Annotated in this window: 33 protein-coding genes and 1 pseudogene; 18 read left to right on the top strand and 16 right to left on the bottom strand. The window is 63.7% G+C overall.

The window, feature by feature from the left end; translation table 11 throughout:
• The first annotated feature begins 62 nt into the window (after positions 1–62).
• Positions 63–611 (top strand): CreA family protein, encoded by a 549-nt coding sequence (locus QA643_RS22325; protein WP_283028054.1) that lies wholly within the window; start codon positions 63–65, stop codon positions 609–611.
• 29 nt (positions 612–640) lie between these two features.
• On the opposite strand, the gene QA643_RS22320 is transcribed toward QA643_RS22325, so the two are convergent.
• Positions 641–958, bottom strand: a complete 318-nt coding sequence (locus QA643_RS22320) for a hypothetical protein (protein ID WP_283028053.1) — start codon at positions 956–958, stop codon at positions 641–643.
• Between the two features lie 240 nt (positions 959–1,198).
• Between QA643_RS22320 and QA643_RS22315 the strand changes: the two genes are divergently transcribed.
• From QA643_RS22315 to QA643_RS22305, 3 genes are all read left to right on the top strand, one after another.
• Complete coding sequence (locus QA643_RS22315; protein WP_283028052.1) at positions 1,199–1,498, top strand: hypothetical protein; 300 nt, start codon at positions 1,199–1,201, stop codon at positions 1,496–1,498.
• Positions 1,499–1,542: 44 nt separating this feature from the next.
• Complete coding sequence (locus QA643_RS22310) at positions 1,543–1,950, top strand: hypothetical protein (RefSeq protein ID WP_283028051.1); 408 nt, start codon at positions 1,543–1,545, stop codon at positions 1,948–1,950.
• Positions 1,951–2,055: 105 nt separating this feature from the next.
• The gene (locus QA643_RS22305; protein ID WP_283028050.1) at positions 2,056–2,505 is read left to right on the top strand and encodes an ester cyclase; all 450 of its coding nucleotides are present in this window, start codon (positions 2,056–2,058) and stop codon (positions 2,503–2,505) included.
• 165 nt (positions 2,506–2,670) lie between these two features.
• Here QA643_RS22305 and QA643_RS22300 read toward each other — a convergent pair whose 3' ends face one another.
• The 3 genes from QA643_RS22300 to QA643_RS22290 all read right to left on the bottom strand — a co-directional run bounded on the left by QA643_RS22300 (position 2,671) and on the right by QA643_RS22290 (position 4,684).
• The gene (locus tag QA643_RS22300) at positions 2,671–2,934 is read right to left on the bottom strand and encodes a DUF6719 family protein (RefSeq protein WP_283028049.1); all 264 of its coding nucleotides are present in this window, start codon (positions 2,932–2,934) and stop codon (positions 2,671–2,673) included.
• 11 nt (positions 2,935–2,945) lie between these two features.
• A complete protein-coding gene (locus tag QA643_RS22295) occupies positions 2,946–3,098 on the bottom strand; it encodes a hypothetical protein (RefSeq protein ID WP_283028048.1) in 153 nt (50 codons plus the stop codon).
• An 83-nt stretch (positions 3,099–3,181) separates the two neighbouring features.
• Positions 3,182–4,684, bottom strand: a complete 1,503-nt coding sequence (locus tag QA643_RS22290; protein WP_283028047.1) for a PLP-dependent aminotransferase family protein — start codon at positions 4,682–4,684, stop codon at positions 3,182–3,184.
• 74 nt (positions 4,685–4,758) lie between these two features.
• On the opposite strand from QA643_RS22290, the gene QA643_RS22285 reads away from it, so the two are divergent.
• Positions 4,759–5,484, top strand: coding sequence for a pyridoxamine 5'-phosphate oxidase family protein (locus QA643_RS22285; protein WP_283028046.1), 726 nt, complete (start codon positions 4,759–4,761; stop codon positions 5,482–5,484).
• Positions 5,485–5,534: 50 nt separating this feature from the next.
• Positions 5,535–6,813 (top strand): annotated as a pseudogene (locus tag QA643_RS22280) (ArgE/DapE family deacylase).
• Between the two features lie 144 nt (positions 6,814–6,957).
• Here the strand turns inward: QA643_RS22280 and QA643_RS22275 are convergent.
• Entirely contained in the window at positions 6,958–7,737 is a 780-nt protein-coding gene (locus tag QA643_RS22275; RefSeq protein WP_283028045.1) for a cobalamin-binding protein, read from the bottom strand.
• Between the two features lie 124 nt (positions 7,738–7,861).
• Between QA643_RS22275 and QA643_RS22270 the strand changes: the two genes are divergently transcribed.
• On the top strand, positions 7,862–8,263 hold the full coding sequence (locus QA643_RS22270; RefSeq protein ID WP_283028044.1) for a PaaI family thioesterase: 402 nt from the start codon (positions 7,862–7,864) through the stop codon (positions 8,261–8,263).
• 2 nt (positions 8,264–8,265) lie between these two features.
• Here the strand turns inward: QA643_RS22270 and QA643_RS22265 are convergent, their stop codons facing one another.
• From QA643_RS22265 to QA643_RS22255, 3 genes are all read right to left on the bottom strand, one after another.
• Positions 8,266–9,315: a phenylacetaldoxime dehydratase family protein gene (locus QA643_RS22265; protein WP_283028043.1), complete on the bottom strand. Its 1,050-nt coding sequence runs from the start codon at positions 9,313–9,315 to the stop codon at positions 8,266–8,268.
• Between the two features lie 27 nt (positions 9,316–9,342).
• Entirely contained in the window at positions 9,343–10,356 is a 1,014-nt protein-coding gene (locus QA643_RS22260; protein ID WP_283028042.1) for a carbon-nitrogen hydrolase family protein, read from the bottom strand.
• Between the two features lie 147 nt (positions 10,357–10,503).
• Positions 10,504–11,457 carry a helix-turn-helix domain-containing protein gene (locus QA643_RS22255; RefSeq protein ID WP_283028041.1) on the bottom strand — a complete coding sequence of 318 codons (954 nt, stop codon included), beginning with the start codon at positions 11,455–11,457 and terminating at the stop codon, positions 10,504–10,506.
• A gap of 251 nt (positions 11,458–11,708) precedes the next feature.
• On the opposite strand from QA643_RS22255, the gene QA643_RS22250 reads away from it, so the two are divergent.
• Positions 11,709–12,341 (top strand): GNAT family N-acetyltransferase, encoded by a 633-nt coding sequence (locus QA643_RS22250; RefSeq protein ID WP_283028040.1) that lies wholly within the window; start codon positions 11,709–11,711, stop codon positions 12,339–12,341.
• Between the two features lie 94 nt (positions 12,342–12,435).
• Here the strand turns inward: QA643_RS22250 and QA643_RS22245 are convergent, their stop codons facing one another.
• Positions 12,436–12,732 (bottom strand): hypothetical protein, encoded by a 297-nt coding sequence (locus tag QA643_RS22245; protein ID WP_283028039.1) that lies wholly within the window; start codon positions 12,730–12,732, stop codon positions 12,436–12,438.
• Between the two features lie 138 nt (positions 12,733–12,870).
• A complete protein-coding gene (locus QA643_RS22240) occupies positions 12,871–13,554 on the bottom strand; it encodes a DUF2161 family putative PD-(D/E)XK-type phosphodiesterase (protein WP_283028038.1) in 684 nt (227 codons plus the stop codon).
• A 174-nt stretch (positions 13,555–13,728) separates the two neighbouring features.
• Here QA643_RS22240 and QA643_RS22235 point away from each other — a divergent pair, with 174 nt between their 5' ends.
• Positions 13,729–14,460 carry a hypothetical protein gene (locus QA643_RS22235; protein ID WP_283028037.1) on the top strand — a complete coding sequence of 244 codons (732 nt, stop codon included), beginning with the start codon at positions 13,729–13,731 and terminating at the stop codon, positions 14,458–14,460.
• Here QA643_RS22235 and QA643_RS22230 read toward each other — a convergent pair.
• Positions 14,457–15,137, bottom strand: a complete 681-nt coding sequence (locus tag QA643_RS22230; protein ID WP_283028036.1) for an SDR family oxidoreductase — start codon at positions 15,135–15,137, stop codon at positions 14,457–14,459. The two genes, QA643_RS22235 and QA643_RS22230, sit on opposite strands and share 4 nt — an antisense overlap.
• Before the next feature lie 233 nt (positions 15,138–15,370).
• On the opposite strand from QA643_RS22230, the gene QA643_RS22225 reads away from it, so the two are divergent.
• A complete protein-coding gene (locus QA643_RS22225) occupies positions 15,371–15,571 on the top strand; it encodes a hypothetical protein (protein WP_057839937.1) in 201 nt (66 codons plus the stop codon).
• A gap of 70 nt (positions 15,572–15,641) precedes the next feature.
• Positions 15,642–16,334, top strand: a complete 693-nt coding sequence (locus QA643_RS22220; protein ID WP_283028035.1) for a hypothetical protein — start codon at positions 15,642–15,644, stop codon at positions 16,332–16,334.
• A 133-nt stretch (positions 16,335–16,467) separates the two neighbouring features.
• Here the strand turns inward: QA643_RS22220 and QA643_RS22215 are convergent, their stop codons facing one another.
• Entirely contained in the window at positions 16,468–17,214 is a 747-nt protein-coding gene (locus QA643_RS22215; RefSeq protein ID WP_283028034.1) for a tyrosine-protein phosphatase, read from the bottom strand.
• A 95-nt stretch (positions 17,215–17,309) separates the two neighbouring features.
• Between QA643_RS22215 and QA643_RS22210 the strand changes: the two genes are divergently transcribed.
• Positions 17,310–17,630: an MliC family protein gene (locus tag QA643_RS22210; RefSeq protein WP_283028033.1), complete on the top strand. Its 321-nt coding sequence runs from the start codon at positions 17,310–17,312 to the stop codon at positions 17,628–17,630.
• 92 nt (positions 17,631–17,722) lie between these two features.
• On the opposite strand, the gene QA643_RS22205 is transcribed toward QA643_RS22210, so the two are convergent.
• The gene (locus QA643_RS22205; protein WP_283028032.1) at positions 17,723–17,923 is read right to left on the bottom strand and encodes a DUF2735 domain-containing protein; all 201 of its coding nucleotides are present in this window, start codon (positions 17,921–17,923) and stop codon (positions 17,723–17,725) included.
• 573 nt (positions 17,924–18,496) lie between these two features.
• Here QA643_RS22205 and QA643_RS22200 point away from each other — a divergent pair.
• The 4 genes from QA643_RS22200 (at position 18,497) to QA643_RS22185 (ending at position 21,960) form a co-directional block, all read left to right on the top strand.
• Positions 18,497–19,531, top strand: a complete 1,035-nt coding sequence (locus tag QA643_RS22200; RefSeq protein WP_283028031.1) for a glutamine synthetase beta-grasp domain-containing protein — start codon at positions 18,497–18,499, stop codon at positions 19,529–19,531.
• A gap of 174 nt (positions 19,532–19,705) precedes the next feature.
• Entirely contained in the window at positions 19,706–20,410 is a 705-nt protein-coding gene (locus QA643_RS22195; RefSeq protein WP_283028030.1) for a GrlR family regulatory protein, read from the top strand.
• A gap of 6 nt (positions 20,411–20,416) precedes the next feature.
• Positions 20,417–21,103: a substrate-binding domain-containing protein gene (locus QA643_RS22190; RefSeq protein WP_283028029.1), complete on the top strand. Its 687-nt coding sequence runs from the start codon at positions 20,417–20,419 to the stop codon at positions 21,101–21,103.
• Positions 21,104–21,135: 32 nt separating this feature from the next.
• Entirely contained in the window at positions 21,136–21,960 is an 825-nt protein-coding gene (locus tag QA643_RS22185; RefSeq protein ID WP_283028028.1) for a tetratricopeptide repeat protein, read from the top strand.
• A gap of 12 nt (positions 21,961–21,972) precedes the next feature.
• On the opposite strand, the gene QA643_RS22180 is transcribed toward QA643_RS22185, so the two are convergent.
• Positions 21,973–22,416, bottom strand: coding sequence for a DMT family transporter (locus QA643_RS22180; RefSeq protein ID WP_283028027.1), 444 nt, complete (start codon positions 22,414–22,416; stop codon positions 21,973–21,975).
• A 136-nt stretch (positions 22,417–22,552) separates the two neighbouring features.
• On the opposite strand from QA643_RS22180, the gene QA643_RS22175 reads away from it, so the two are divergent.
• On the top strand, positions 22,553–22,702 hold the full coding sequence (locus tag QA643_RS22175) for a hypothetical protein (protein WP_141686549.1): 150 nt from the start codon (positions 22,553–22,555) through the stop codon (positions 22,700–22,702).
• Positions 22,703–22,786: 84 nt separating this feature from the next.
• Positions 22,787–23,491 (top strand): GrlR family regulatory protein, encoded by a 705-nt coding sequence (locus QA643_RS22170; RefSeq protein ID WP_283034883.1) that lies wholly within the window; start codon positions 22,787–22,789, stop codon positions 23,489–23,491.
• On the opposite strand, the gene QA643_RS22165 is transcribed toward QA643_RS22170, so the two are convergent.
• Positions 23,488–23,688: a hypothetical protein gene (locus tag QA643_RS22165; RefSeq protein WP_283028026.1), complete on the bottom strand. Its 201-nt coding sequence runs from the start codon at positions 23,686–23,688 to the stop codon at positions 23,488–23,490. The genes QA643_RS22170 and QA643_RS22165 overlap by 4 nt on opposite strands.
• Entirely contained in the window at positions 23,685–24,788 is a 1,104-nt protein-coding gene (locus tag QA643_RS22160) for a PepSY-associated TM helix domain-containing protein (protein ID WP_283028025.1), read from the bottom strand. The genes QA643_RS22165 and QA643_RS22160 overlap by 4 nt, the downstream gene beginning before the upstream one ends.
• Positions 24,789–24,829 lie beyond the last annotated feature (41 nt).

Raw genomic sequence — 24,829 nt, 5'->3', positions numbered from 1 at the left:
ATGGCCTTCCTGTGGGACATTCCGGCACTACATAGGCGACGTGCCCTTCAGCGGAGATATCAATGACATCCAAGGCCATCGTTAAGTGTGACAAGAAGTGGAAACTATTGGCCTTGGCAGTGCTGGCGCTCACGATGTGGCAGGCTGCCCCGGCGTCGGCCGCGGAGGAGCCCGACCTGATTTTTCGCCGCTCGACGGTGTTCAAATGGCTCAGCCCCAACGACAAGCTGGCAACCTATGCCCTCGACGATCCCGAGGTCGAGGGCGTGGCCTGTCACTTCACGGTGCCGGAAAAGGGCGGCTTCAAGGGCTGGCTTGGGCTTGCCGAAGAAGTCTCTGACATCTCGCTGGCCTGCCGCCAGATCGGCCCGATCAAGTTCAAGCATAAGCTGGAGCAGGGCGACGATATGTTCCGCCAGCGCCGATCGCTGTTCTTCAAGAAGATGCAGATCGTCCGCGGCTGCGATGCGAAGCGCAACGTGCTGGTCTACATGGTCTATTCGGACCGCCTGATCGAAGGCTCGCCGAAAAACTCGACGTCCTCGGTGCCGATCATGCCCTGGGGGGCGACCGAAGCCGCGGTTCAGAAATGCGGTGAATTCATTCAGTAAGCCTTCGATCCGGGATCAGGACCTCAAGCTTACCGTTTGAGCGGATTGGAATATGGGCGGGCCTCCGGGCTCGCCCCGGCCTTGCGGTCGCGGCAGCCGACCAGATGCACGAATTGCTGCGGCGCCGAGACATTGCCGCGAAATTCGCCGCCTTGCTGTGACATCGCGCCGCAAAGGCCCACGGCATGCGCCGGGCCTTTTTCTGAATTGTCCTCTGGGCGCCCGGTTTTCAGGGAAGGATCGATCCGCGGTTCGGAGCCGTTATTTCCAGACAAATCTTCAACCACCGGCTGGCCGAGTTTGCGGGTCGCCGTTGCACTGCCAACATCATTGTTGCCATTCGCCACGACGGCTGTCCTTTGTTGAGGAAGGGAACAGAACGCGCGAGCGCGCGCAAAGTTGCGCGGGCTGCTCGATTGAGTCGGCCGGCGAGGGCCCGCGGTTCATCCGCTTGAGGGCTGTCCTCGCCGCTGGATGCGGGCCGAAGCTGTCTCCCCGAGGGCCGGCTCCGCGGTTCAGTTTGAACGGTAGCGGCTGATCGCATCGCGACTGATTTCATTGCGCTTTTCCCGCCAATGTTTCGTGGGATGCGGCTGACGAAACAATTCTCCGGTGCAATGAAACCATTTTCCGTTTTGGGCGCAGAGGTACGGAAACAGCCGATGCTTATCAGGATAGGCAACGAGACGGCGGGCGATTCGGCCAGCGATACCGGAGACAGTCAGATGCGGACCCTTAGCTTCATCCTCGCCTTTGCCTTCATCCTGGCAGGGCCCTCGATGGCTGGCTCTGCGGATCAGACCCTGCCGGGGGTTGGCACCTTCGCCTATCATGGTTCGCCCGTTGCGATGGCCGCACCCCAGCCGATGGTCGTGGCCGCCAAGTGACGTGGCGGATCGCTATGCAAAGGGATTGCCGATAAAGGCATCGCATGTTGGTACGTATCTGTTCTGCCGTAATTCTGTCGCTTCTTCTCGGCGGCGCTGCGCAAGCTCAAGCCCAAATTCAAGTTCAGTTTCAGCCGCCGCAGCCCACATTCCGCTCCCTGCTCAAGGTGCCCGATCCGCGCGGCGAGTTCGTGCGGCTCTGCGCGCCGCATATGGTTGGCCGTTGGGCGCACCCCGAAAGCGTGTGCGGCTGCCTGCACGACTATGCCGCCGCGACCGTCGAGGATGCCGATTTGCGCGAGGCGCTGCTCCGCGGCATCAGCGAGACCGGCGTGCCGACGATCGAGACCGCGTGGGTGCCGCCGTCGAAGCAATCGGAGATCGGCCCGACCTTCACCAAGATCGCCAAGCCGGCGTTGCAATGCATGTTCGATCCGGCGACGAACCAGTAACGCCGCCGATACTTAGTCTCCGATAATCCCGCAGGCTCGACACGCCGCTAACGGCCATTGTAAGCAATCGGCTACTGGCTGTTTCCGGGCGAGAAAGGAGCTGTCATGCGATCTGTTGTTATCGGCCTGATCGGGCTGTTCTCGCTGGCCATCTCTCCGGCGCTCGCCGCTGATGCAGCGACTCAGGAAGCCAACAAGAAGGCGGTGCTCGAATTCTACGACGCGGCGCTCAACCGCAAGGATTTCGACGCCGCCGCGAAATATTTCGGCTCCCATTACATCCAGCACAATCCGACCGCGCCTGACGGCATCGAGGGCTTCAAGGGCTTCCTCGGCTTCCTGCGCGAGAAATTTCCGGACTCCCACAGCGAGATCAAGCGCACCTTTGCCGACGGCGACTACGTGATCCTCCACGTCCACAGCGTGCGCGAGAAGGGGACGCGGGGCCGGGCGATCGTCGACATCTTCAGGCTCGAGAATGGCAAGATCGTCGAGCACTGGGACGTCGTGCAGGAAATCCCGGAGAAGGCCGCCAACAACAACGGCATGTTCTAGTCTTGTCGCACAGCGTCATCCCGTCCCTCATGGTGAGGAGGCGCGTCAGCGCCGTCTCGATCCATGCAGGCCCCGATTCTCGCCCGCTACCCATCCTTCGAGACGCGGCCAAGAGGCCGCTCCTCAGGATGAGGGTGAGCCAGTAGCGATAGGCCGAACGTTCCGCTAGCGCAGCTTCTTGGTTCCCAGCCGCGCAATGCATTTGCGGGTGCGGAGCACGCCTGACGCCGTCATCTGCGCGCCCTGGACCTCCTTGATCTGTCCCGCCGGACACGATCCGTCATCGACCATGACGCGTTGGCCAAGCCGGAGATCGCCGATGTCCTGCTCGCGCGAGACGGTTTGCGCGAGGGTAGCGGTTGCGGTCAGACATAGCGCCAGGGCGATGGGGAGGGCGAGGGATTGGCGCACGGTTATTGTCAACGTCAAAAGCCGTCTCCCTACTTGGTCTTGATCTTCAGGCCATCGGGTCCAACGTTGATTTGAAGCCCCTCCGGTTCCTTCTTGCTTTGATAGAGATTGTAGCCGAGGACGCCAACGGCGACGACCAGCGCGCCGATGATGAGATACAGGACGTTGCGATTGCCGGGCATCCGTTGCTTCCGCCGTGAGTTACTTCAAGCATTGACCTTAGATGACGCGGCCGTGATTCTGATAGAGCGCCGGCCCGCAAGAGTCAGCTTGCGCCCTTCGCTCGCCTGACCTTGGTTCCACCCGTGCCCGGCCTGCGATTGACCTTTAGTGCGGCCAGCGATGCCTGCGCCAGCCGCTCGGCCGATGCGATCAGCTCGGGCAGCGGATGACCGGCAAAGCCGAGCACGAAGCCCGGCAGCGGGTGGGCGCGAAAACAGGTTTCCGCCAGCAGCCATCCCCCGACGCCGGCATCGGCCTTGGCTTCCGCGGCGACGCGCGGATCGGCCTTTGGATCGAACCGCGCGACCAGATGCAGACCTTGCGAGGGCACCGGCACCGACAGTTCGCCATTCGATGCGCGTGACAATGTCGATGCCAGCACGTCGCGCGCCTCGCGGTAGAGCCCGCGCACCCGGCGCAGATTGGCCGCGAACGCGCCGGAATTGAGCATGTCCGCTACCGCGCCCTCGAGCAGCGTGCCGGGAAAGCGATCAAGTGCGGCGCGCGCCGCCGTGACCTGTCCGACCAGCCGCTCGGGCAGCGCGCAATAGCCGATGCGCAAGCCGGGAAACAGCGTCTTGGCGAACGTGCCGACATAGATGACCCGCGAGAGATGATCGATGCCGGCGAGCGACAGCAGCGGCGCGCCGTCATAGCGAAACTCGCTGTCGTAATCGTCCTCGATCACGAAGGCACCCGCCTCGCGTGCCCAGTCGAGCAGCTCCAGCCGTCGCGGCATCGACATCTGCACGCCCAGCGGAAACTGGTGCGACGGTGTCACATAGGCCGCGCCGGCGGCAGGCGCGAGGGCGCGTCCCCTGGCCACGATCAATCCAGAAGCGTCGACCGGTACCGAGACCGGGCGCAGCCGGCAATGTTCAATGGCCTTTCGTGCGGCGGGATAGCCGGGGTCCTCGCACCAGATCTGGTCGTCAGGCCTTAAGATGGCGCCGAGCACGACCCGCAATGCATGCTGCGTTCCCGACGTCAGCATGATCTGGTCCGGATCGCAGCGCAGCCCCCGCGCCGAAAGCAGATGATCGGCAATCGCCATGCGGAGTTCGCGGCTGCCACGCGGATCGCCGTAATGGAGATGCTCGCTGCCGAAAGCGCGCATGCGGCGGCCGGCGAACGCCCTGAAGCGCTGCAAGGCCCGTTCGTCGATATGGGTGCAGCCGAGCGCGAGCGGACCTTGCTGCGGCTCCTCGACCGCGATCTTTGCCTTGCTCCTGTCGCTGCCGCGGGCGGGAATGCGGGCGGCGACGAAGGTGCCGGAGCCGACGGTTGCGACCGCAAAGCCGTCCGCAATCAGCCGTTCATAGGCCGAGGTGACGGCGTTGCGGCGAAAACCGGTCTGCTTCGCCAGCGTGCGCGAGGGCGGTAGCGGTTCGCCGGGTTTGGCGATCCCGCCGGTGATGGCGTGGCACAGCGCCTGATAAAGCCGGTGCTGCGAGGAGGTGCCCGGCGTGATGTGCGCCCCCGAGAGGTCGAGCGCCAGTTCAGGCTTGCGCCGCGAGGCGCGAGAATTGGTCGGAATTTTTCGCATGGAATTGGCACTATCGCAGACCAAATGGGCCGGTACAACTGTATCGACCGACCAACAATCCCGACGGAGTTGACGTGACCGAAGCCGAGACCAGCACTTCGTATCCAGTGTCGCCACGCAACCAGGTGAAGCGCCTACACGAACGTGGTCGCTACGACCGGGCGACGATCCATGGCCTGCTGGACGCCTCGATGCTGTGCCACGTCTCCTACGTGATCGACGGCCAGCCCTATTGCACGCCGACCTTCTTCTGGCGGGAAGGAAGCAAGCTCTATTGGCACGGCTCCAGCGCCAGCCGCATGCTGCGCAACCAGTCCGCCGGCCAGAGGGTTTGTCTCACGGTCGCGCATCTCGACAGCCTGGTGCTGGCGCGCTGCGGCTTCAACCATTCGGCGGACTACCGCGCAGTGATGGCATTCGGCACGGCCTATCTCATCACCGATCTCGCGGAGAAAGAGCAGGCGCTGGTTGCCATGGTCGACCGCTTCTTTCCCGGGCGCACCGCGAACTTGAGGCAAAGCACGGTGCAGGAGATCAAGGCGACGGCTGTGATCGCCATGGAGATCGAGGAGGCTTCCGCCAAGATCAGGTCAAAGGGGGTCGGTGACGACGAAGAGGATTACGCGCTCCCGATCTATGCCGAGCGCATTCCAGTGCGCACCTTGCTGGGGCGGCCGGAGCCATGTCCGCGGCTGCTCGACGGCGTCGAGCGTCCGGCCTCGTTGAATGTCTATTCGGAAGGCCGCCTGCTCGAAGATGCATTGCGGGATGCACATTTTGCGCATTACGCCGGCGGCTGAGATCGGGCTAGGGTGCGCGCTCCCTGAGTGTTTTTGATTGGAGCTGCCGCATGACGACCGATACGCAACAGAGGATCCTTGACGCCGTTGACGCCGGCTTCGATGCGCAACTGGCGACGACCAGGGATTTCGTTGCGATACCGTCCACGCGCGGCGCGGAAGGGCCGTGCCAGGACATGATCGGCGACCTCCTACGCCAGCGCGGCTACGAGGTCGACGATTGGCATATCGACGTCGAAGACCTGAAGGATCTGCGCGGCTTCGGCCCGATCGAGCACGATTTTTCCAAAGCGCGCACGGTGGTCGGCACCTACAGGCCGTCCAACAATGCGGGCAAATCGCTGATCCTGCAGGGCCATTGCGACGTCGTGCCGACAGGTCCGCTCGACATGTGGGAGACGCCGCCGTTCTCTCCCACCATCAAGGATGGCCGGATGTATGGCCGCGGCGCCTGCGACATGAAGTCCGGCACCATCGCCGCGCTCTATGCGCTGGACGCGATCAAGGCTGCGGGGTTGAAGCCGACGGCGCGCATCCACTTCCAATCCGTGATCGAGGAGGAGTCGACCGGCGTCGGCGCGCTCTCGACCTTGCAGCGCGGCTACCGCGCTGACGCCTGCTTCATCCCGGAGCCGACCGGCGAGACTATGGTGCGTTCGCAGGTCGGCGTGATCTGGTTTCGCCTGAAAGTGCGCGGTTTTCCCGTGCATGTGTTCGAGGCCGGCGCCGGCGCCAACGCCATCATGGCGGCGTATCATTTGATCCACGCGCTGCAAAAGCTCGAGGCCGACTGGAACGAGCGCGCCAAGGCCGACCGCCATTTCAAAGCGGCCAGCCATCCGCTCAATTTCAATCCCGGCATCATCAAGGGTGGCGACTGGGCCTCCAGCGTGCCGGCCTGGTGCGACGTCGATTGCCGCATCGCTGTCCTGCCGGGCTGGTCGATCGCCGAATGCCAGAAGGAGATTCTGGCCTGCGTCTCGGCGGCGGCGCGCGACCACCGCTTCCTCTCCAACAACCCGCCGCAGGTCGAATGGTCGGGATTTCTGTCGGAGGGGTATGAGCTGGTGAACGCCGCCGAGCCGGAAGCCGCGTTCGCAAAAGCATTTGACGCGGTCTACGGCGGCGCGGTGCCGGATCGCGCGTTCACCGCGCTGACCGATACGCGTTTCTATGGGTTGAACTACAAACATCCCGAGCCTGTGCTTCGGCGCAAAGGGCGCGGCGATGCACGGCTTCAATGAATATGTCGAGCTGGACTCGCTGCGGAAGTCGACCAAGGCCACCGCGCTATTCATCGCGGAATGGTGCGGGGTGGAGAAGGGGTGAGCCGCGAAATTCGACGTCGTCCCTGCGAACGCAGGGACCCATAATCACCGCTGCCGATTGTAACACAAGGCAACAACCACATCGCTAAATTGATAGGCCGCGGCGTATGGGTCCCTGCGTTCGCAGGGACGACGGCTTTGCTGGTCATCCCCACAACGCCTTCACGATCGCATCGAGCCCATCCGTCAGCGCCGCAGGTCCCGGCTGCAAAATGATCGTCGACTTGATCTCGACGATCCGGTTGTCGCGCACGGCCGGAATATCGGCCCAGCCCGGACGCTGCCGGATGCGGTCCGGCACGACCTTCTTGCCGCACCAGGAGGCGAGGATCACGTCGGGGGCGGTGTCGCGAACGAGGTCGGGTGAAATGATGCGGTCTTTGGCAGCTTGCTGAAGCCTCAGTTTCGGCAGCGCGTCCTCGCCGCCGGCGATTTCGATTAGCTCGGACACCCAGCCGATGCCCGAAATCAGCGGATCGTCCCATTCCTCGAAATAGACTTTTGGCTTTGGCGCAGGCCGGGGCGTCGCCGCGATGCGGGCGAGGCGCTCCTCGAATGATCTTGTGAGCTGATCGGCACGCTCCGCTGCGCCGACCATCGCCCCGAGCATGCGGATCATGGCGAGGATGCCTGCGATGTCGCGCTGGTTGAAGACATGAACGGCGATCCCGGCGCGCACCAGGTCGGCGACAATGTCGGCCTGCAGGTCGGAAAAGGCCAGCACGAGATCGGGATCGAGCGCCAGAATTTTCGGAATGTCCGCGGAGATGAAGGCCGCCACCCGCGGCTTCTCGCGGCGCACGCCTGGCGGCCGCACCGCATAGCCGGAAACGCCGACGATGCGGTCCTGCTCGCCGAGCAGATACAGCGTCTCCACGGTCTCTTCGGTCAGGCAGACGATACGGCGGGGCGGGAACTGGCGCATGGTAACGATATGCCGAATTCTACCGCGTATGTCACGGCAGCTATTACCTCGGAGGTCATTGCCTCATTTACCAGCAGCGTCCATGGTGCCTCGAGAACCGCAAGGAATAACCGCCGGAGGACGAATGTCGGTGCTGCTCAAGAAGATCCAGTTGATGAAGATGCCGTTCGCGGAGCTGAAGGGCGTGGTCTTCACGGAAGCCGAGCTGGACCGGGTGGTGGCGAAGATGGTGGTCCGGCCCGACCTGTGCACGCTGCGCAACACAATTCATGGCGGCGCCGTGATGGCGTTCGCGGATTCGGTTGGCGCCGCGGCAACCGTGATCAACCTGCCGGCGGATGCCAAGGGCACCACGACGATCGAGAGCAAGACCAATTTCATCGGCGGCGCCAAGGAAGGCTCCACCGTGATCGCCACCGCGACCCCGGTGCATCGGGGCCGCCGCACCCAGGTCTGGCAGACCAGGCTGGAGACCGAGGACGGCAAGCTGGTTGCGGTCGTCACGCAAACCCAGATGGTGCTGTAGCCTCAGGCGGTCTCAACCGCCTGCGCCGCGTTCAGCATTCCGGTTTGCGGATGGCAGTCGACATATTCGAAAAGCTGCTCATCGGCGCGGGCGACGGTGACCTCATGGTAGAGCCGCAGCTTCGCGGCTGGTCCCAGCGTGGATAGGTATTTCATGGCGGCGCCGAAAATTCTGACATGGGTCGGGTGCGATTCAGCCCAACGCTCGAGCGCAGACAGGCTCTTCCACCAGCTCATGCCGTAGGACTTTTCGGTCGCCGTGCCGTCCGCACCCAGCACCGTCATGTAGCGGTTGGCATAGCAGCCGATCGACCGGCCCTGGTCGCGCAGGAAATCCATACCCTCCCGCAGCACCGGCTCGACGTCGCCAAGGTACATCTTGCGTTCGGCGGCTTCGGTATCGCCCCAATCCTGGCCCGAACGGATCAGGCAGACATTGTCATGCGGGACGATCCTGACGCGCGCGCCGTCGCGGATCGCGCGGGCGGTGCCCAAAGGCGCCATCTCGCTGGTCTGCGACAGTGGGATACGATCGCGCATGCCGCCCCAATAGGCGTGCTCCAAAACCTCGCCGCTCATGCCGTCGGCGAGAACGGCGACGCCCTCGGGCCTGCCGAGCGAAGAGAACAGGGTCTCATAGCCTTCCGCGGAAGGATAAAGCGCCTCGATGAAGGTGCCGAACCCGTCATTGCTTCGCTGCCCGCCGGTCCAGCGCTCGCGTGCGGGCGGAAACCAGCGGTCGAATTTTTGGCGGTCGTCCCAATAGGCCACCGTGACGATGTTGGTGAAACCAGCTTCGTCGATGTAGCGCGCCCGGTCCCAATGCGATGGACCATCTGCGGCTGAGAACTCGGATGCCAGCCGGATCAGAGCCTGCTCGGCAGCGATCGATGGCGTGCCGCGGGTCTGCAGGCCGAAATAGGCCATCACCACGCGTGTGACGCTCGGTCTGTGCCGCGCCACGAAGGACGGGTAGGGCGGCGCATAATCGTCGCCGACACGGCGGTGGCGCGTGCGCGCGGTTTGCAGATGTGCAGGGATCGCGGATTCCATCGGCCTCTCCTTGTCAGAGTGAATGCCTCAAGCCTGCAGCCTGATTTCGCTCATCACCTCGGCGTCGACCGGAAGCGAGAAATGCTCGACGCGGTTGGCGCGCTTGTTGTTGAGCAACAGCCGCGTGACGTCGGGCCGCGAATAGTGCCCGGCCGGATCGGCGGCGTTCTTGGCCACCCCGATCATGCCGAGATCGATGTCGGCGTACAAAATGCCTTCCTGGTCGGGAGGCAGCTTCTCCGCCAGCGAACTGCCATCCGGCCCGTAGATCACGGCGTGGCCGCCGCCGGCATGCAGGAACGCGTGTTTCTCGGGAGAATCGCAGAGTTCGTCGATCATCGCCTGCGAGACGACAGCGCAGGGGCCGAGGAAGAAGCACGAGCCTTCCACCGCATAGACCTTGCTGGCGGCGTTGTTGACCTCATGGCCGAGCGCATGCGCGAACGGATCGTACAGCGAGAAGCTCGGCCATGCCCCGACATGCACCTGTTCGTTCTGGGCGTACATCGCGTATTTCGACAGTGGCTGCAGGTGCTCCCAGCAGCACAGCGCGCCGATACGTCCGATGTCGATGCGATCGTGGACCGCGAGGTCGCTGCCGTCGCCCTCGCCAAACACGGTGCGCTCGGCATGGGTCGGACGCAGCTTCCGCCGCCTGGCGATGGTCTCGCCATCGGGGCCGATCAGCCATTGCGCGATATAGAGGCTGCCGCCGTCGCGTTCGGAGAGTCCAAGCACGGCGGTCAGCTTTGCGCGCTTCACGGCGTTGCGGATTTTTTCCGCCTGCGGGCTGTCGTAGGCCAGCGAGTTGTCGAAATAGCGCTGCACAAAACCGCGGCCGATCGCCCAGGCCGGCGCACCAAGCCAGATCTGCCACGGATATCCGGGAATGAAGGTCTCGGGGAACGCGATCAGCCTGGCGCCTTTGGCCGAAGCTTCCTCGATCAGATGGATGGTCTTGTCGACGGTTGCGTCGAGATCAAGAAAAACCGGCGCCGCCTGAACCACCGCCACCTTGTATTTCTGATGAACCAGACCCATCGCAACCCTCCCTTCGCATTGGACCGACACGTGTTGGTGCCGAGCGTACTGCTGCGAAGGCGCGGGCCGCTTGTCCGCGGCGGAACGAAAACTTGTCTAAATCGGCAGTGGCCGAAGAGGCAACGGAGCGGTGGGAAGGCGAGGGCGTTATCTGCCGGTCTGCTCGCGCCATTCGCGCGGAGAGACGCCGAAGCGCTGCTTGAAGATGCGACTGAAATGGGCGAGGTCGTTAAAGCCCCACGCGAAGGCGATCTCGCCGATGTGCCGGGCCTGGCTGGCGGGATCGGCGAGGTCGCGCTTGCAGCGTTCCAGACGTTGCATCTGCACGTAACCGCGGAATGAAGTCTGTTCGGACGCCATCAGGTCGCTGGCGTAGCGCGGCGAAATTCCGATCGCCGCCGCAGCGCGCGGCAGCGACAATTCGGGATCGGCGAGATGCGTCAGGATGTAGTTCTTGAGGCGATAGAGCAGCGCCGACCGATGCACCGACTGGTCCGGCGAACGCGCATGCAGCCGATCGGCCAGCGTCATCGCGAGAAGGTCGAGCGCCTGGTCGAGCAGCCGCGCCGCGGACGCGGGATCGACCAGCTCGATCGTCCTGCTCACATTGCGCGCGAAATCATAGGTCAGCCGTTCGAGCGGACGGTCGCCGGTAAAAGTGGTCGCGGTCAAACTCTCGAACGCGCCGACGCGCTGTTGCAGCAGCTTGCGCGGCATCTGGAAGATGGTCTGCGAAAAGCTGTCGTCGAAGCGCAGCTCATAGGGGCGGGTGGTGTCGTAGATGACGAATTGCCCCGCGGAGACGATCGCTTCGCGGCCGTCCTGGAAGACGCCGTTTACACCGTGATTGCCGAGCGCCATCAGCACGAAATCCTCGCTGGCGCGGGCGATGCGCGACGGCGTGCGAAATACCCGCTGTGCGGTGGAATCGACCTGGGTGAGCGACACCGATCCCATTCTGGCTTGCGACACCGAGCCCCAGAACGCGCCGCGCATGTCCGACTTGCAGTCGAGCCCGACGAAAGTGTCGCAGACAATGTCCTGCCACAGCGCAAGCCGCCGCTCCGGCAGGCAAGAACTCGTGTCGAGCACGACAGCCACGAAGGACCTCCATCCCCTGCGGAAAGCTTTGTCCCGCACCGAAATAAGCAAGCCTCATACCCAGTCTGCGCCGGACTAGCGGGCTTAACAATTGGTTAATGGAGGTGCACTAAACGACTGTAATTATTGCAACTATTTAGGGCGGTATACGCAACAATCCGGCCTTGTATTTGATGTTGCGACGCACAATATTGGCCGTCTAGGGATTCGACGCCTCCTCGAAGGGCCTTTCTGAGAGGAGTTTTTGGACTATGTATCTCACCGTTATTGCGGCCGCGCTCGCCGATTCCAGCGTGCGCACGCTGAGCCAGCAGGAAGAATTGCCGCTGTTGCGCGATCACCTGTTGCGGCTCGACCGCATCAGCCGCCGCGATCGTTTCCACGGCTTCATGGATGACAGCTTCATCGAGCGCTACGCCGAGAAATGCGCCAATGACGGCACGGTCATCATTGCCTTTTTCGAGGATGGCGTGGTCCGCGGCGCCGCCGAACTGCATCCGCCGGATCAGTCGCCGGATTCGCTGCCTGAGATCGCCTTCAGCGTTGAATCGTCGGTGCGTCGCCGGGGTGTCGGCAGCATCCTGTTCCGCAAGCTGATCAAGGAAGCCCGCGCCAAGGGCTACAAGAGCCTGCGGATCACCACGGGTGCGCAGAACGAAGCGATGCGGGCGCTGGCCAGCAAGTTCGGCGCGCAGCTCGTGTTCCGCCAAGGCGAATCCACCGGCACCATCGACGTGATGAAGTATGATCAGGCTGAATTCGCCACGTCCTGGGCCGAAAGCATGGTGAATGCGGTTCGTGCGGTGGTGGCTTTCAACCGCGCCTACTGGCGCATGCTGGTTCGGATGGCCGGCGGCGCGCCGACCGAGTGGGGCGCCTCGTAGGGCATCCGTACGTTCGAACATACAAAAATGCCCAAGGCCGAATGAGCCTTGGGCATTTTTCTTGAGCCATTCAGGTAAGGCTGCGGCGACCCGTTCAGGTGCCGGTGCGCGTAGCGAAGCGCCGGACAACCTTGCGCTCCACCACCACGGCGCGCTGGGCGCCCTGTTCGCCGGCGATGACGCGGGTGGCCGAACGCGCCAGTGCGCGGCCTGTCTTCTTCACTTCAGCCAGGACTTCCTCGTAAGGCAGGCCCATCAGCGCAGCCGCGATTTCCGCCTGCTGCTGCTGGTCGTCGGTGATTCCCACCGCGGCGAAGATCGCTTCCTCCAGCGTCGGCGGATCCCGCCGGACGCGCCGTGTGCCGTATTTCGTGTTCCAGTCTTCGCTCATAGGGGCCTCGCATTGACTCGCGGAGATACCTATGTCCCCACATATTGCATTGCAATATGAATTTCGCATGGCAATACAGCCATGCACCTACAATTCCTCAGGTCCGATAGCCCTTTATGGCGGGCGATCACGATACCGTCAGGGCGCCGCATCGGTGGCCGGCAGGCCCTGCGGCTGCTGCGGCCAGCGTTTCAACGCGGCATGGCCGGCGTCGGTCAGCACGTAGATGCCGCGCTCGGCGCGGTCGAACCAGCCATAAACGTTATGGAGCAGGATCTTGCCGGCATCGGGGATGTCGACCCGCAAATCCCTGACGCGCCGCGGCCCACCCGAAAGGGCGCAGGCGCAGGCCAGCGCCTGCTGACGGTAGGCCGTCATGATCGGCGCGCGCGTCGATCCGCCCAAGACGGGATCGCCCTTGCGCTTCTGGTGCTCGGCGATCAGCCGCGAGCGCTTCCTGGGATCGCGGCGCGGCGCCGATGTCGGCGGCTTGACCAGCACCTCGACATCGCCCGTATTGGTGACGGCGAGCATGCCAAAACCGAGACGGCGGCAGAGATTGCGATAGCGCGCGTCGCTTTCACGGCCCTTGCCGCGGGCGGACAGTCTGGCCGCAAGCCAGACCTCGTCGGCGGCGCCGGCGCGATCCACCGCCTGCAGGATCAATTCGAGATTGAAGGCAAGCTTCAACTCGCCGATCACGACGATCGGCGGGTCATCGCCACTCAGCGCCACCAGATCGCAGCCGCCGACCTCGCCCTTGACGGTGAAGCCGAGCTTTTCGAGGAAGCGTTTGACGGGAAGATAGAGCTCGGTTTCCAAAATTCGCTCCGGCGGCGCAGGCGGCCGCGACTCAGTATCCGGACTGTAGCCGATATCAGGCAAAGCGTTTGATCGGGGGCCGCGCGGGCGGCTATTGTGCCCCCGGGGACAAGGCCAAAGGCAATCGAGGGAACCCGCGAATCCAGTGTTCGCGGGCCAGATCGCATTTGCCAGATGCAAAGCGGGCAGGGCGTGCTGCAAGGACTATACAAATTCAGCTTTGTCACCGAGCGCGGCACGGGGTGCGGCGTGATGTTCGCGACCGAAGGCGGCCGGCTCTATGGCGGTGATTCCGGCTCGTCCTTTGCCGGCAGCTTCACCTCGGCTGACGGCGTCATTGCGGTCGAGATCACGATGTCGCGGCACAACCACTATCCGAACTACGTTCCGATGTTCGACGTCGACCACGCGGTCCTGAATTTCACCGGCGCCCCCTTGGGCGAAGAAATTCATTTCGAGGGCGGCAGCGCCGCGTTGCCGGGAATCCGGTTCAAGACCGTCCTTTCTCGGATCAACGATTCCGACGCCCCGCCGCCCGGCGAAGTCGGCCCTGATGGCATCAGCAACGGGCTCTATTCCATCCACATCCGCATGCTCGACGGGATCGATGCCGGCAACACCGGCGTGATGCTGCTGCAGGACGGCCGGATCAGGGGCGGCGACGCCTTTTTCGACTATATCGGGGCCTATTCAGCGGCAAACGGCAGGTGGAAGGGCGAACTCGTCAATCGCGAGCATACGCTGGCCCAAAGCGAGCGGCCGATATTCAGCGGCCATGAAGTCGGCATCGGCTTTTCCGGGACCTACGACCCTGACGGCGCAGAGGGCGAAGCCACCGCGCTCGCCGGCAAGCGCAGCATCCGCTTCAAGGCGGTGCTGCGAAAGCTGGCGGAGGTTGAGGACTAAACCCTCCCGCTCACCGGCAGCAGCGCGCCGGTGACGGCACTCGCCGCGTCGCTGGCGAGGAACAGGATCACCTCGGCCAATTCCTTTGGCGTCACCCATTTGGCGAAATCGGCTTTCGGCATGCTGGCGCGGTTCGCCGACGTGTCGATGATCGACGGCAGCACGGCATTGACCGTGACCTTGCCCTTGAGCTCGGCGGCGAGCGCCTCGGTCAGGCGATGCACGCCGGATTTCGAGGCCGCGTAGGCGCCCATGCCACTTCCGGCCTGCAGCGCGCCCATCGCGCCGACATTGACGATGCGCCCGTTACCCGATGCGACGAGATGCGGGATCGCTGCGCGCGAGGCGTTCAGCGCGGTCATGACGTTGAGTGCGTACATGCGCTGCCAGGTCTTGGGGTCACCATCTATCACCGTCTCAAAGGCAAAACCGCCGGCGATGTTGATCAGCGCATCCAGCTTTCCAAAATGCGAGGCCGCAGCCTTGATCGCCTTGTTCGCCTGGGCTGCGTCGGTGAGGTCGACGCCGCCAAGTTCGAACCGATCGGCCGTGGCCGGGACTTGCGTCGGGGCATGGTCGACGCTTGCAATCCTGGCCCCGCGCGCCAGCGCCTCGTTGGCCACAACGCTGCCGAGCGCGCCGAGGGCTCCCGTCACCACGATGACTTTTCCGTTCATGATGGGCCTCCGCCAGCCGGAAAGGAGGCGCATCCTATCAGGAGAATTTCATGTGATGCGGCGAATTTCTGCATGAACGGTCGTTCCGCCAACCGCAACGGCGGCGGCGGAAACACGCCGCGTAAGACTACGGAATGGGGCAAAATCGATAAAATTTGCCGAAGTTCTGTAAGCCGTTTGCAGACTCCGTTCGATACAAGGCGGATACCAACAGAAGGCCAGGGGGATTTGTCATGGGTTTGCCGGATCATGGTTTACCGCTTGTTCAGCTTAAGGAGCAGCGGCGCGACCTCGTCGTCGCGCTGCAGAACCGCAGCGGTCCGGTCTCGAGCTGGGAATTGATGCAGATCGCAGCGATCCAGCAGGCGATCTCGGCGTTCGAGGACGTCATCGCCGACCTCGATGCCGAAATGGAAATGGAAGCGGCGGCCTGAGCCGCCAGGCACTTCTCCGGCCGGATAGCGCGCAGCTTTACGGCTGGCCTCCGAAGGATAGGATCGCGGCATGCACCGCGCTCTGGCAGTTCTGCTCGTTGTCCTCGCATCCTATGCGCTGCGGACGCCTGCCGCCTTGGCGCAGGCCTGCGTTACCGACCAACATGGCGGCCTCGTCTGCGGCGAGGGGAACGCTGCGATGCGGGTCGTCGACGATACCATCTCGCCATCGAAGGATTATGCATTCGCCTGGCGCGGCGCGCAGGGCCTGTCGGTCAGCGATCCGCCGCCGCCCGGCGTCGAAAACCTCCTGATCCGCGTCAGCGACGGTGCGGTGCTCGCCAAGCTCGGCGGCGAATACTGGGCGACCGGCGAGATGCGCGCCAACCGCTACGAACTGGTTGCCGCCTGGTCGCCGGACAGCCGGTCCGTCGTCGAGGTCGCCAACAGCCGCTGGGACAGCGACTCCTTTGCCTATTACCGGATCGATGGCGCAGCGGCCGTGAAGCTAGATCTGCGGGCGCTGGTCGAGCCGGTCATGACGGCGAGGTTGCCGCCGCGAAAACGCCAGGGCAATTCCTTCCGCGTGCGCACCGATCTGCCATTGACGCTGGATGCGCGCGGACGCCTGCGCTTCACCGCGATGCTCTATGTGCCGAAGAGCGAAACCAGCAACGACTACGAGGTGCAGGTCAACATCAGGACCACGGGCGGCAAGCCCTCCGCGCAGGTGGTATCGATGCGGCGGGTGAAGGCGGACTAAAACACGATCAGATCAGGTCCGGCCCGGCGCTCCCTTGGCCGCCGCAACAAAATATCGAAAACAACCCCATGCACAGTAGCCGGCAGCGCCCGACGCAGCCAGTCGACCGACTGTAATCCCGTCAGACTCCAGGTTAGCCCTCCAAATAGCGCGCTTCGAGATGGGCGCGCTCGGCTTTGCCGATGCCGAGGCCGTCGCGGATATAGCTTTCGAGATCGCCATAATCGGCATCGATGGCCTGGAAGGCTGCAGCCAGGAACGCGGCCTGCACCGAGCCGAGCACCTGCCTGACCTCGTCGGGCAGGTCGGTGCTGTGGTTGGGATCCCTGCGGTAGAAGCGGTTGGTCAGCAGATAATCTTCCGAGATCGCTTCCTCGGGAACGCCGAGTGTGTGCAGGATCAGCGCGCAGGCAAAGCCGGTGCGGTCCTTGCCGGCGGTGCAATGGATCACCAGCGGCGCACGGTCTTCGAGCAGATGCGCAAACAGCGTCCGGAAGTGGCGCGTGTTGTTCTGCACATAGCTGCGATAGGAATCGCACATCACCTCGACGGCGTGATTGGTCGACAGCGGTGTGCCGCCGGCTGCGATTGCGCGCAAGGCCGCCACGACGGTGGGTTCGACCGGCAGCGAATGAACTGATATTTCTGGCATGGCGCACAGGGCGGCAGTGCGTTCCTCGGTGCCGCGAAAGTCGAACGCGCTGCGGACGCCGAGATCGCGCAGCACGACGGCATCTTCGTCGGTAAGATGGCCGAGATGGTTGGAGCGGAAGATCTGCCGCCAGCGCACGGTCCGGCCGTCGCTGGTCGCGTAGCCGCCGAGGTCGCGGAAATTGCTGGCGCCGGAAAGGTTGAGATGGCGGGCAGGGGTCACTGGCATCGGCTGGTTCGGACGATCTCGCGTGGTGGACAAGAACGGAAGGACATGCCGTCTGCTCCGGTCTCGTCTATACTGAACTCTGCAAGGGGCGAAGCATGAATTGTCTTAAAGCTATGATTTTCGGCGCGGCGCTGTGCGCTGCAGCGGTTGCGACCATCCCATCGGGGGCATCCGCGCAGTCCAGTTTCCGGAACTATCGCTGTGCCGACGGCTCGCAATTCATGGTCGGATTTTTTCAATACGACAAGCGCGCCCATCTGCAGATCGACGGCAAGGCGCTGACGCTGCCCAAGCGGGTGGCGCTGACGGGGTCGCGCTATCAGGCAAAGGGCGTGACGCTGCGGATCACCAAAGCAGGGGTCGTGACGCTCAAGCATGCCAGGCGGAAGACCACGACCTGCGAGCAGCAGACATGAAAAAGGGCCGAAACGTTATCGTTCCGACCCTTTTTGGTTCGCCGTCCGCGCCTTGTTGATCGGGCGCGTCCCTGCCAGACACTTCCCGGGCATCAGTGGTCCCGCTCGTTGTTGGCATTCTCGATGGCGGCAGCGTGGTACCAGCTGTCGCTGCAGTCCGCGAGGTTGACCGCCTGGGCGGCAAACTCGGCTGGCTTGGTCTCGCCATAGCGCCGTCCCCGGAGAGCCGCACGGCCCCCGGTTGGGAACTGGTAGATCTTGGCAGACCCCTGATCTAGACCGGTATTTATCATCTCAGTCTCTCCTCATCCCTCGGGCGGGGTACCTCCATGGTGCGCCCGAGTCGTTCTCTACTGGTTACGTAAGTCGATATTGTCGGTGCCCCGGTCGGGTGCAAGTGCCCAAGATGACGGCAGGATTTGTCCATTTCATAGGCAGTTTCGGCGTTGCTCTCTGCGAGGCAGCGTTCGCCTGACCAATGCGCGAGCCGGCGGGATGGTTGCTCCGACCAGCTGGCCGCCCGCGCCCGGGTGTCAAAATGATGCCGTTCCTTTAAGCGCTTAGCCGCAGACAAGCGGAAGTGCCGGAGAAATAGGCTGGATTCGCGCTGCGGCGCCGTCGCCGATCGGCCTGATTTGCAGGCCTGCCGCGCTCCTATGTCGCAGCTTTTATTTTAGGCCGGCGCCCCGCTCGCCCTGTGGATGACCACTACCGCAGTGCAGCGATTGGCACGTTACATGCTTACTAAGGCGTGGCCTGACGTGGCCGGGTACACGTATGCGGAGCTTCCAGGGGGCTGGGCATCACGATCCAGATTTCAAGGCTTCGGCTCCGCATTCCACAGTAGCAACTTCAAGAGAGGCTCAATGACCAAGTACAAGCTCGAGTATATTTGGCTCGACGGCTATACGCCGACGCCGAGTTTGCGCGGCAAGACGCAGATCAAGGAATTCGACAAGTTTCCGACGCTGGAGCAGCTTCCGCTGTGGGGCTTCGATGGTTCGTCGACCAACCAGGCCGAAGGCCACAGCTCCGATTGCGTGCTGAAGCCGGTCGCGGTTTATCCGGATGGCGCCCGCACCAATGGCGTGCTGGTGATGTGCGAAGTCATGATGCCCGATGGCAAGACCCCGCATCCGTCCAACAAGCGTGCGACCATCCTGGACGATGAAGGCGCCTGGTTCGGCTTCGAGCAGGAATATTTCTTCTACAAGGACGGCCGTCCGCTCGGTTTCCCGTCGGAAGGCTATCCGGCGCCGCAGGGCCCGTACTACACCGGCGTTGGCTACAAGAACGTCGGCGACGTCGCCCGCAAGATGGTGGAAGAACATCTCGACCTCTGCCTCCATGCCGGCATCAACCACGAAGGCATCAACGCCGAAGTGGCGAAGGGCCAGTGGGAATTCCAGATCTTCGGCAAGGGCTCCCGTACCGCCGCCGACCAGATGTGGATGGCCCGCTACCTGATGCTGCGTCTCACCGAAAAGTACGGCATCGACATCGAATTCCACTGCAAGCCGCTCGGCGATACCGACTGGAACGGCTCGGGCATGCACGCCAACTTCTCGACCAAGTACATGCGCGAAGTCGGCGGCAAGGAATATTTCGAGAAGCTGATGGGTGCCTTTGAGAAGAACCTCATGGACCACATTGCCGTCTACGGGCCGGACAACGACAAGCGCCTGACCGGCAAGCACGAGACCGCGCCCTGGAACAAGTTCAGCTATGGCGTGGCCGACCGCGGTGCCTCGATCCGCGTTCCGCACTCTTTCGTCAACAACGGATACAAGGGCTATCTGGAAGACCGTCGTCCGAACTCCCAGGGCGACCCATACCAGATCGCTTCCCAGATCCTGAAGACGATCTCGGAAGTCCCGACCGGCGCCAAGGCGGCGGCTTGAGCCGGCTGACGATACGACCGGGGAACCTCCGGTCTGCAAGGCTGATCCGCCAGGGTGCCCCCTGGCGGATCATTGCGTTTTGATGACGTTGATTCAAATACGCCGGTTCAAAGGGCGTTTCCCTGCGCGATGAAGCGCGCTAGACAGCAGCGTGGGCCTGCCGGGGACACGGCATTGTTTGAGGGATTTTACAAGGTCAGGTTTCAGCTTGGCGCCGCGGTCGGCCGCAGCGTGATGTATGCGCGCGATGGCAAGATGCTGGGCGGCAATTCGGCCTTTGCCCATATCGGCACCTATGAGAAAGGCGATGATGGGGTCGATATCGTCATCCAGACCATCCGCCACAACCCGGACCCGAATTACCGCGCGATGGCCGGCACCGACGACGCCACGTTGGTGGCGAAAGGCAGGGCGGACGGCAACCTCTACCGTTTTGAAGGCGGTCTGAAGGAATTGCCCGGCGTGCCCTTCCAGTCGGTGATGACGCCGATCGAGCAGGACGCGCTGCCGATCGCCGGCAGCCGCGGCGAGGGCGGCATCGTCAATGGTCTTTATTCCATTCACGTTCGCCTGCTCGACGGCGTCGAAGGCGGCTTGACCGGCGTGATGCTGCTCAATGACGGGCGCATTCTCGGCGGCGACGCCTCGTTCTACTATGTCGGCACCTACACCTCGGAGAAGGGCCGATGGAAAGGCCAGATTCTCAATCAGGAGCATACGCCCGCGATGGGCGAAAATCCGATTTTCGGCGGGCATGAAGTCGGCATCGGTTTTGCCGGCACCTGCGACGCGGAAGGCGCGCTATTGGACGCGACCGCGCTCGCCGGCAAGCGCAGCCTGCGCATGACAGCGGTGCTGAAGCTGATGCATCGGGTGTAGCGGCCGATGAGCGATGCCGTTCGCGTGCTCTCGACGCTGGCACTGAAGGGCGCCGTCCAGGCCCTGGCGGGTCAATACCAGGCGGCCGGTGGCGCGCGCATCGATGCCGATTTCGCGCCGACACTGGCGCTGCTGGACCGGCTGCGCGCGGGCGAGGCCGCCGACGTCGTCATCCTGACCCGCGAAGGTTTGGACGAGGTCGCGCGCGAGGGGCGCGTCGCCGCCGAAAGCTGCGTCGATCTGGCGCGCTCCTTTGTCGGCGTCGCCGTGAAGGCGGGGGCGCCGCATCCCGACATCACGACTGAGGCCGCGCTGCGTAAGGCGCTATTGGCGGCCCGCGCGGTGGCCTATTCGCGGCTCGGCGCCAGCGGCATTCTATTCGCCAAGCTGATCGAGCGTCTCGGCATTGCGTCCGAGATCAATGCCCGCGCGGTTATCATCCCGCAGGGGTTTACGGCCGAGCGCCTTGTCAGCGGCGAGGCTGATCTCGCCATCCAGCAGATCAGCGAGTTGAAGCAGGTGCCTCATATCGAGGTGGTCGGGCCCATTCCCCGCGAGCTGCAGACGCCCGCGGTGTTTTCCGCGGGACGCATGTGCGCATCGCAGAACGTGGGCGAGGCGGATCGGCTGCTACGCTACCTCGCATCATCAGAGGTCGCGCCGGCGCTGCGAGAGAGCGGGCTCGAGCCTTGAATTTGGCGGCGGGCCGACGCAACCTGCGCCTCATGAAGCGGACGCTCCGAGGCCTGCTGATCATCGCCGTCGCTCTTGCTGTCGCACCGGCGCCAGCGGCCGCGCAATCGGCCGACCTCGTGCTGTGCGACCGCATCGCCGCCGATCCCTCCGACCCCGATCGGCCGGCGGATGTGAGGGGCGTGACTGACATCGCGGCATCCGACGTCGCCACCGCGATCAGGTTCTGCAAGAATGCCGCGAACACGTCGCGGCGGGCGATGTACCAGCTGGGACGGGCTTATGCCGCCAAGGGGCAAACGGCGGAAGCGATGGCGGCCTGGCGCAAGGCGGCCGACAAGGGATCGACCTCGGCGATGGTCGAGCTTGGCGTGCTCTACGGCAACGGCAGCGGTGTCGCGCGTGACGAAGCGCAGGCACGAAAGCTGTTCGAGCGCGCCGCCCAGGCCGGCAATCCGCGTGGCGTCAGCAATCTTGCCGCCTTGGGTGGGGGCGGCGCCGCAGATCCGGCGCGTGCGCGCGAGTTGCTGTCCAAGGCGGCCGAAGCCAATGCCGAGGCGCAGTATCAGCTCGGCCTGATGCTGGCCGAGGGCAATGGCGGAACGCAGGACGATGTCGCCGCCCGTGCGCTGTTCGAGAAAGCGGCCGCGCAAAACCATCCGGCGGCGCTGGAGCGGATGGGCGCGTTTGCCCAGGCCGGCCGCGGCGGGCCCAAGGATGCCGAGGCCGCCAAGGCCTATTACCAGCGCGCCGCCGCGCTTGGCGACGAGGATGCGAAGAAGGCGCTGGAGCGGCTGCGCTGTCCCTACACGATCAAGGACAAGCGCGGAAACGTGGTGACCAATCTGTGCTTCTGAAGCGCATGACGCTTACTCCCGGATCAGGACCACACCTGCGATCAATAGCGCGGCGCCGGCGATCCGCGCCGCATTGACGGGATGCGGCGTCAGCCCGAGCGCGCCGAAATGGTCCAGCGTCACCGCGGCCAGCACCTGGCCGGCAATGACCAGCGCAAACAGCGTCGCGGCCCCGAGCGAAGGCAGCAGCAGGATCACCAGCAGGATGAAGGCGGCGCCGAACACGCCACCGGACCACGCATACCAGGGAACGTCGGCCATGGTTTTCCAGGCCGGAATGCGCTCGCCCAGCGCGACCACCGCAACGATCATGGTCAAAAGGCCGACGGCGTAGCTGACCAGCCCCGCCCATGCCGGCGACGCCAAGGCCGTGCGCAAATTGCCGTTGAGCACCTGCTGGGTCGCGACGCTGACACCGGCGCCGAGCGCGAGGAAATAGAGAAAGAGATGTTGCACGAAGCGCTCCCGTTCATTCGAGCCGGCAGGGCGATCCGCCCCCGGGCAGGACAGGAGACAACGCGAATAGCCTGATAGGAACAAGAGGGCCGGCGGGGCAATTGTTGTCGGGGGGCGCGAATAAACGGTGCCTGCCATGATCCGAAAACTGCAATCGGGCGAATACCGGCTCTATTCCCGCAAAATCAATCCGAAAACGGGCAAGCGCCGGAATCTCGGAACTTTCAAATCGCGCGCCGCGGCGGAGAAGCATGAGCGTGCCGTGCAATATTTCAAGCGGCACTGACCCCCGCGTTAAAACGCGGCTGGCCCCGGCCCTGCAGCGGTGCTAAGCCCCCGCGGGATATTTTCGATCATGCAGGATATTTCGTTGCTGAACGGGCTCTATAAGGTTGAGTACGGCGTGAACGACGCGTTCGGCCGCAGCATCATGTGCATGCATAACGGCAAGCTGCTCGGCGGCAATTCCGCCTTTGCCCATCTCGGCAGCTACCAGGAGCGCGACGGGGAGATCGTTGGCGAGGTCATCACCCGGCGCCACAATGACGATCCCTACTATAAGCCGCTGATGGACACCGACATCGCCGCCATCAGCGTGCGCGGCAGGCTGCAAGGCAACAAGATCCGCTTCGAGGGCAGCGCGGCGCCAAGGCCGGGCGCGTTGTTCTGGGCCGAGCTGACCCGGCTCGACGATGAAGTGCTGCCGCCGGTCGGCACCGTGGGACCTGATGGCATCATCAACGGCCTCTATTCTCTCCAGCTTCGCGCGCTCGACGGCGTCGAGGCCGGCCTGTCCGGCGTCATGCTGCTGCTCGACGGCCGCATCCTCGGCGGCGACGCCTTCTTCTACTATCTTGGCGCCTACGCTTCGGCCGACGGCCGCTGGAAAGGCGAGATCCTCAACCAGGAGCACACGCCGGCGAAGGGCGAAAACCCGGTGTTTGGCGGGCATGAGGTGGGCATCGGCTTCACTGGCACCTACGATGAGGCCGGGGCCGAACTCGAAGCCATTGCCCTGGCGGGAAAGCGCAGCCTGCGGCTGGTGGCGACGCTGAAATTGATGCAGGCGGTTTAGGGTTCTTTTCTTCGGAAATAAAACCACGCCGTAAGCGCGACCGGCGCACCGAGCGCGAGCCAGGAGAAATAGCGGCCGGGCCCCTCGTACAGCAGCGCGCTCAGAAGTCCTGCAGTCGACAGCACGCCGATCAGCAGCGGGCCGCCATAGACGGTCCGCCAACTGCCGCTAGATCGTGACTTCCGGACGTCGGTCATCGCGACGGTTGCAACGAAGGTTGCGCCGCCATCGCAGGGCTGCGGTGCTTGCGGCGTTTGACGACCCAGAGGTAGAGCCCGCTGCCGATCACGACGATCGTCATGATGTCGAGCAGCGCCCAGATGATCTTTAGCGGCATGCCGCCATAGTCGCCGAAATGCAGCGGCTGCGACACCAACAGCGCCTTGAGATAAAGCGGAAGGTCGCGCGTATCGGCGACTTCGCCGGTTTCACCATCCAGCAGCACCGGCTTGAGCAGCCGCGACGTCAGCGGCGTGTCGCCGCGCATGAATACCGCGAAATGGTGCGAGCTGGAGAACGGCGTGCCGGGGAAAGCAACGAAGGAGACGTTCATGTCGGACGCGGTCTTGCGCGCGTTGTCCAGCGTCTTGTCGAGGGACGCGAGATGCACCGGCGGCGGCTTGCCGGCATAGGGCTTCACCATGTCCGCAAGCTCGGTCGCCTTCCACTGGTTCAGCATCACTTCGGCGAGCGTGTTGATGACGCCGGTGGCACCGACCACCAGCGCCCAGGCGATGGTCACCGCGCCCAAAAGGTTATGCCAGTCGAACCAGGCGATGCGGCGCGACTTGTCCCGCAGCGTGCCGAAGCGGAGGCGGCGCGTGAACGGCCAGTACAGCACCACGCCGGAGACGATCGCGACCAGGAACAGAAAGCCCATGGCACCGAGGAACAGCTTGCCGGGCTGGCCGGCAAACATATCGACGTGGAGCTTGAGGAAGATCAGCATCGGGCCGCCGCCGACCGGGCCGAGCGGCTTCGCGGAATTGGCATCATACGCCCTCAACGTCGCCGCATCCGGATCGCCATCGACCTTGTTGTTGGTGTAGGCGATGATGTTGTTCGGTTCATCCCTGTCCCACAGGATATATTGCAGGACGCGGCCGGGATCGTTCGCCAGCGCGGTGCGGGCAATCTCGTCGATGCTCCGCTTCACCGCGCCGGGCTGGACGATCTCGGGCTTGGGATCGTAGCCGAGCAGCTCGTCGATCTCGTGATGGAAGATCAGCGGCAGGCCGGTGATACACAACAACAGCAGGAACAGCGTCGATATCAGACTGCTCCAGGTATGAACCACCGACCAGATGCGAACGGTTCTGGCTTTCAGGGTTGCCTCCC

It is taken from the genome of Bradyrhizobium sp. CB3481, assembly GCF_029714305.1.
Classification (GTDB): Bacteria; Pseudomonadota; Alphaproteobacteria; order Rhizobiales; family Xanthobacteraceae; genus Bradyrhizobium.
The sequence above is the reverse complement of the archived record's forward strand: the minus strand, read 5'-3'. Positions and strand labels throughout refer to the sequence as shown.

Excerpts from the sequence above, each read along its gene's own strand:
- QA643_RS22325 (WP_283028054.1), top strand. The coding sequence starts at position 63 with ATGACATCCAAGGCCATCGTTAAGTGTGACAAGAAGTGGAAACTATTG.
- QA643_RS22315 (WP_283028052.1), top strand. The coding sequence starts at position 1,199 with ATGCGGCTGACGAAACAATTCTCCGGTGCAATGAAACCATTTTCCGTT.
- QA643_RS22310 (WP_283028051.1), top strand. The coding sequence starts at position 1,543 with ATGTTGGTACGTATCTGTTCTGCCGTAATTCTGTCGCTTCTTCTCGGC.
- QA643_RS22305 (WP_283028050.1), top strand. The coding sequence starts at position 2,056 with ATGCGATCTGTTGTTATCGGCCTGATCGGGCTGTTCTCGCTGGCCATC.
- QA643_RS22295 (WP_283028048.1), bottom strand. The coding sequence starts at position 3,098 with ATGCCCGGCAATCGCAACGTCCTGTATCTCATCATCGGCGCGCTGGTC.
- QA643_RS22290 (WP_283028047.1), bottom strand. The coding sequence starts at position 4,684 with ATGCGAAAAATTCCGACCAATTCTCGCGCCTCGCGGCGCAAGCCTGAA.
- QA643_RS22275 (WP_283028045.1), bottom strand. The coding sequence starts at position 7,737 with ATGCGCCAGTTCCCGCCCCGCCGTATCGTCTGCCTGACCGAAGAGACC.
- QA643_RS22270 (WP_283028044.1), top strand. The coding sequence starts at position 7,862 with ATGTCGGTGCTGCTCAAGAAGATCCAGTTGATGAAGATGCCGTTCGCG.
- QA643_RS22265 (WP_283028043.1), bottom strand. The coding sequence starts at position 9,315 with ATGGAATCCGCGATCCCTGCACATCTGCAAACCGCGCGCACGCGCCAC.
- QA643_RS22260 (WP_283028042.1), bottom strand. The coding sequence starts at position 10,356 with ATGGGTCTGGTTCATCAGAAATACAAGGTGGCGGTGGTTCAGGCGGCG.
- QA643_RS22250 (WP_283028040.1), top strand. The coding sequence starts at position 11,709 with ATGTATCTCACCGTTATTGCGGCCGCGCTCGCCGATTCCAGCGTGCGC.
- QA643_RS22245 (WP_283028039.1), bottom strand. The coding sequence starts at position 12,732 with ATGAGCGAAGACTGGAACACGAAATACGGCACACGGCGCGTCCGGCGG.
- QA643_RS22235 (WP_283028037.1), top strand. The coding sequence starts at position 13,729 with ATGCAAAGCGGGCAGGGCGTGCTGCAAGGACTATACAAATTCAGCTTT.
- QA643_RS22230 (WP_283028036.1), bottom strand. The coding sequence starts at position 15,137 with ATGAACGGAAAAGTCATCGTGGTGACGGGAGCCCTCGGCGCGCTCGGC.
- QA643_RS22225 (WP_057839937.1), top strand. The coding sequence starts at position 15,371 with ATGGGTTTGCCGGATCATGGTTTACCGCTTGTTCAGCTTAAGGAGCAG.
- QA643_RS22220 (WP_283028035.1), top strand. The coding sequence starts at position 15,642 with ATGCACCGCGCTCTGGCAGTTCTGCTCGTTGTCCTCGCATCCTATGCG.
- QA643_RS22215 (WP_283028034.1), bottom strand. The coding sequence starts at position 17,214 with ATGCCAGTGACCCCTGCCCGCCATCTCAACCTTTCCGGCGCCAGCAAT.
- QA643_RS22210 (WP_283028033.1), top strand. The coding sequence starts at position 17,310 with ATGAATTGTCTTAAAGCTATGATTTTCGGCGCGGCGCTGTGCGCTGCA.
- QA643_RS22205 (WP_283028032.1), bottom strand. The coding sequence starts at position 17,923 with ATGATAAATACCGGTCTAGATCAGGGGTCTGCCAAGATCTACCAGTTC.
- QA643_RS22200 (WP_283028031.1), top strand. The coding sequence starts at position 18,497 with ATGACCAAGTACAAGCTCGAGTATATTTGGCTCGACGGCTATACGCCG.
- QA643_RS22190 (WP_283028029.1), top strand. The coding sequence starts at position 20,417 with ATGAGCGATGCCGTTCGCGTGCTCTCGACGCTGGCACTGAAGGGCGCC.
- QA643_RS22185 (WP_283028028.1), top strand. The coding sequence starts at position 21,136 with ATGAAGCGGACGCTCCGAGGCCTGCTGATCATCGCCGTCGCTCTTGCT.
- QA643_RS22175 (WP_141686549.1), top strand. The coding sequence starts at position 22,553 with ATGATCCGAAAACTGCAATCGGGCGAATACCGGCTCTATTCCCGCAAA.
- QA643_RS22165 (WP_283028026.1), bottom strand. The coding sequence starts at position 23,688 with ATGACCGACGTCCGGAAGTCACGATCTAGCGGCAGTTGGCGGACCGTC.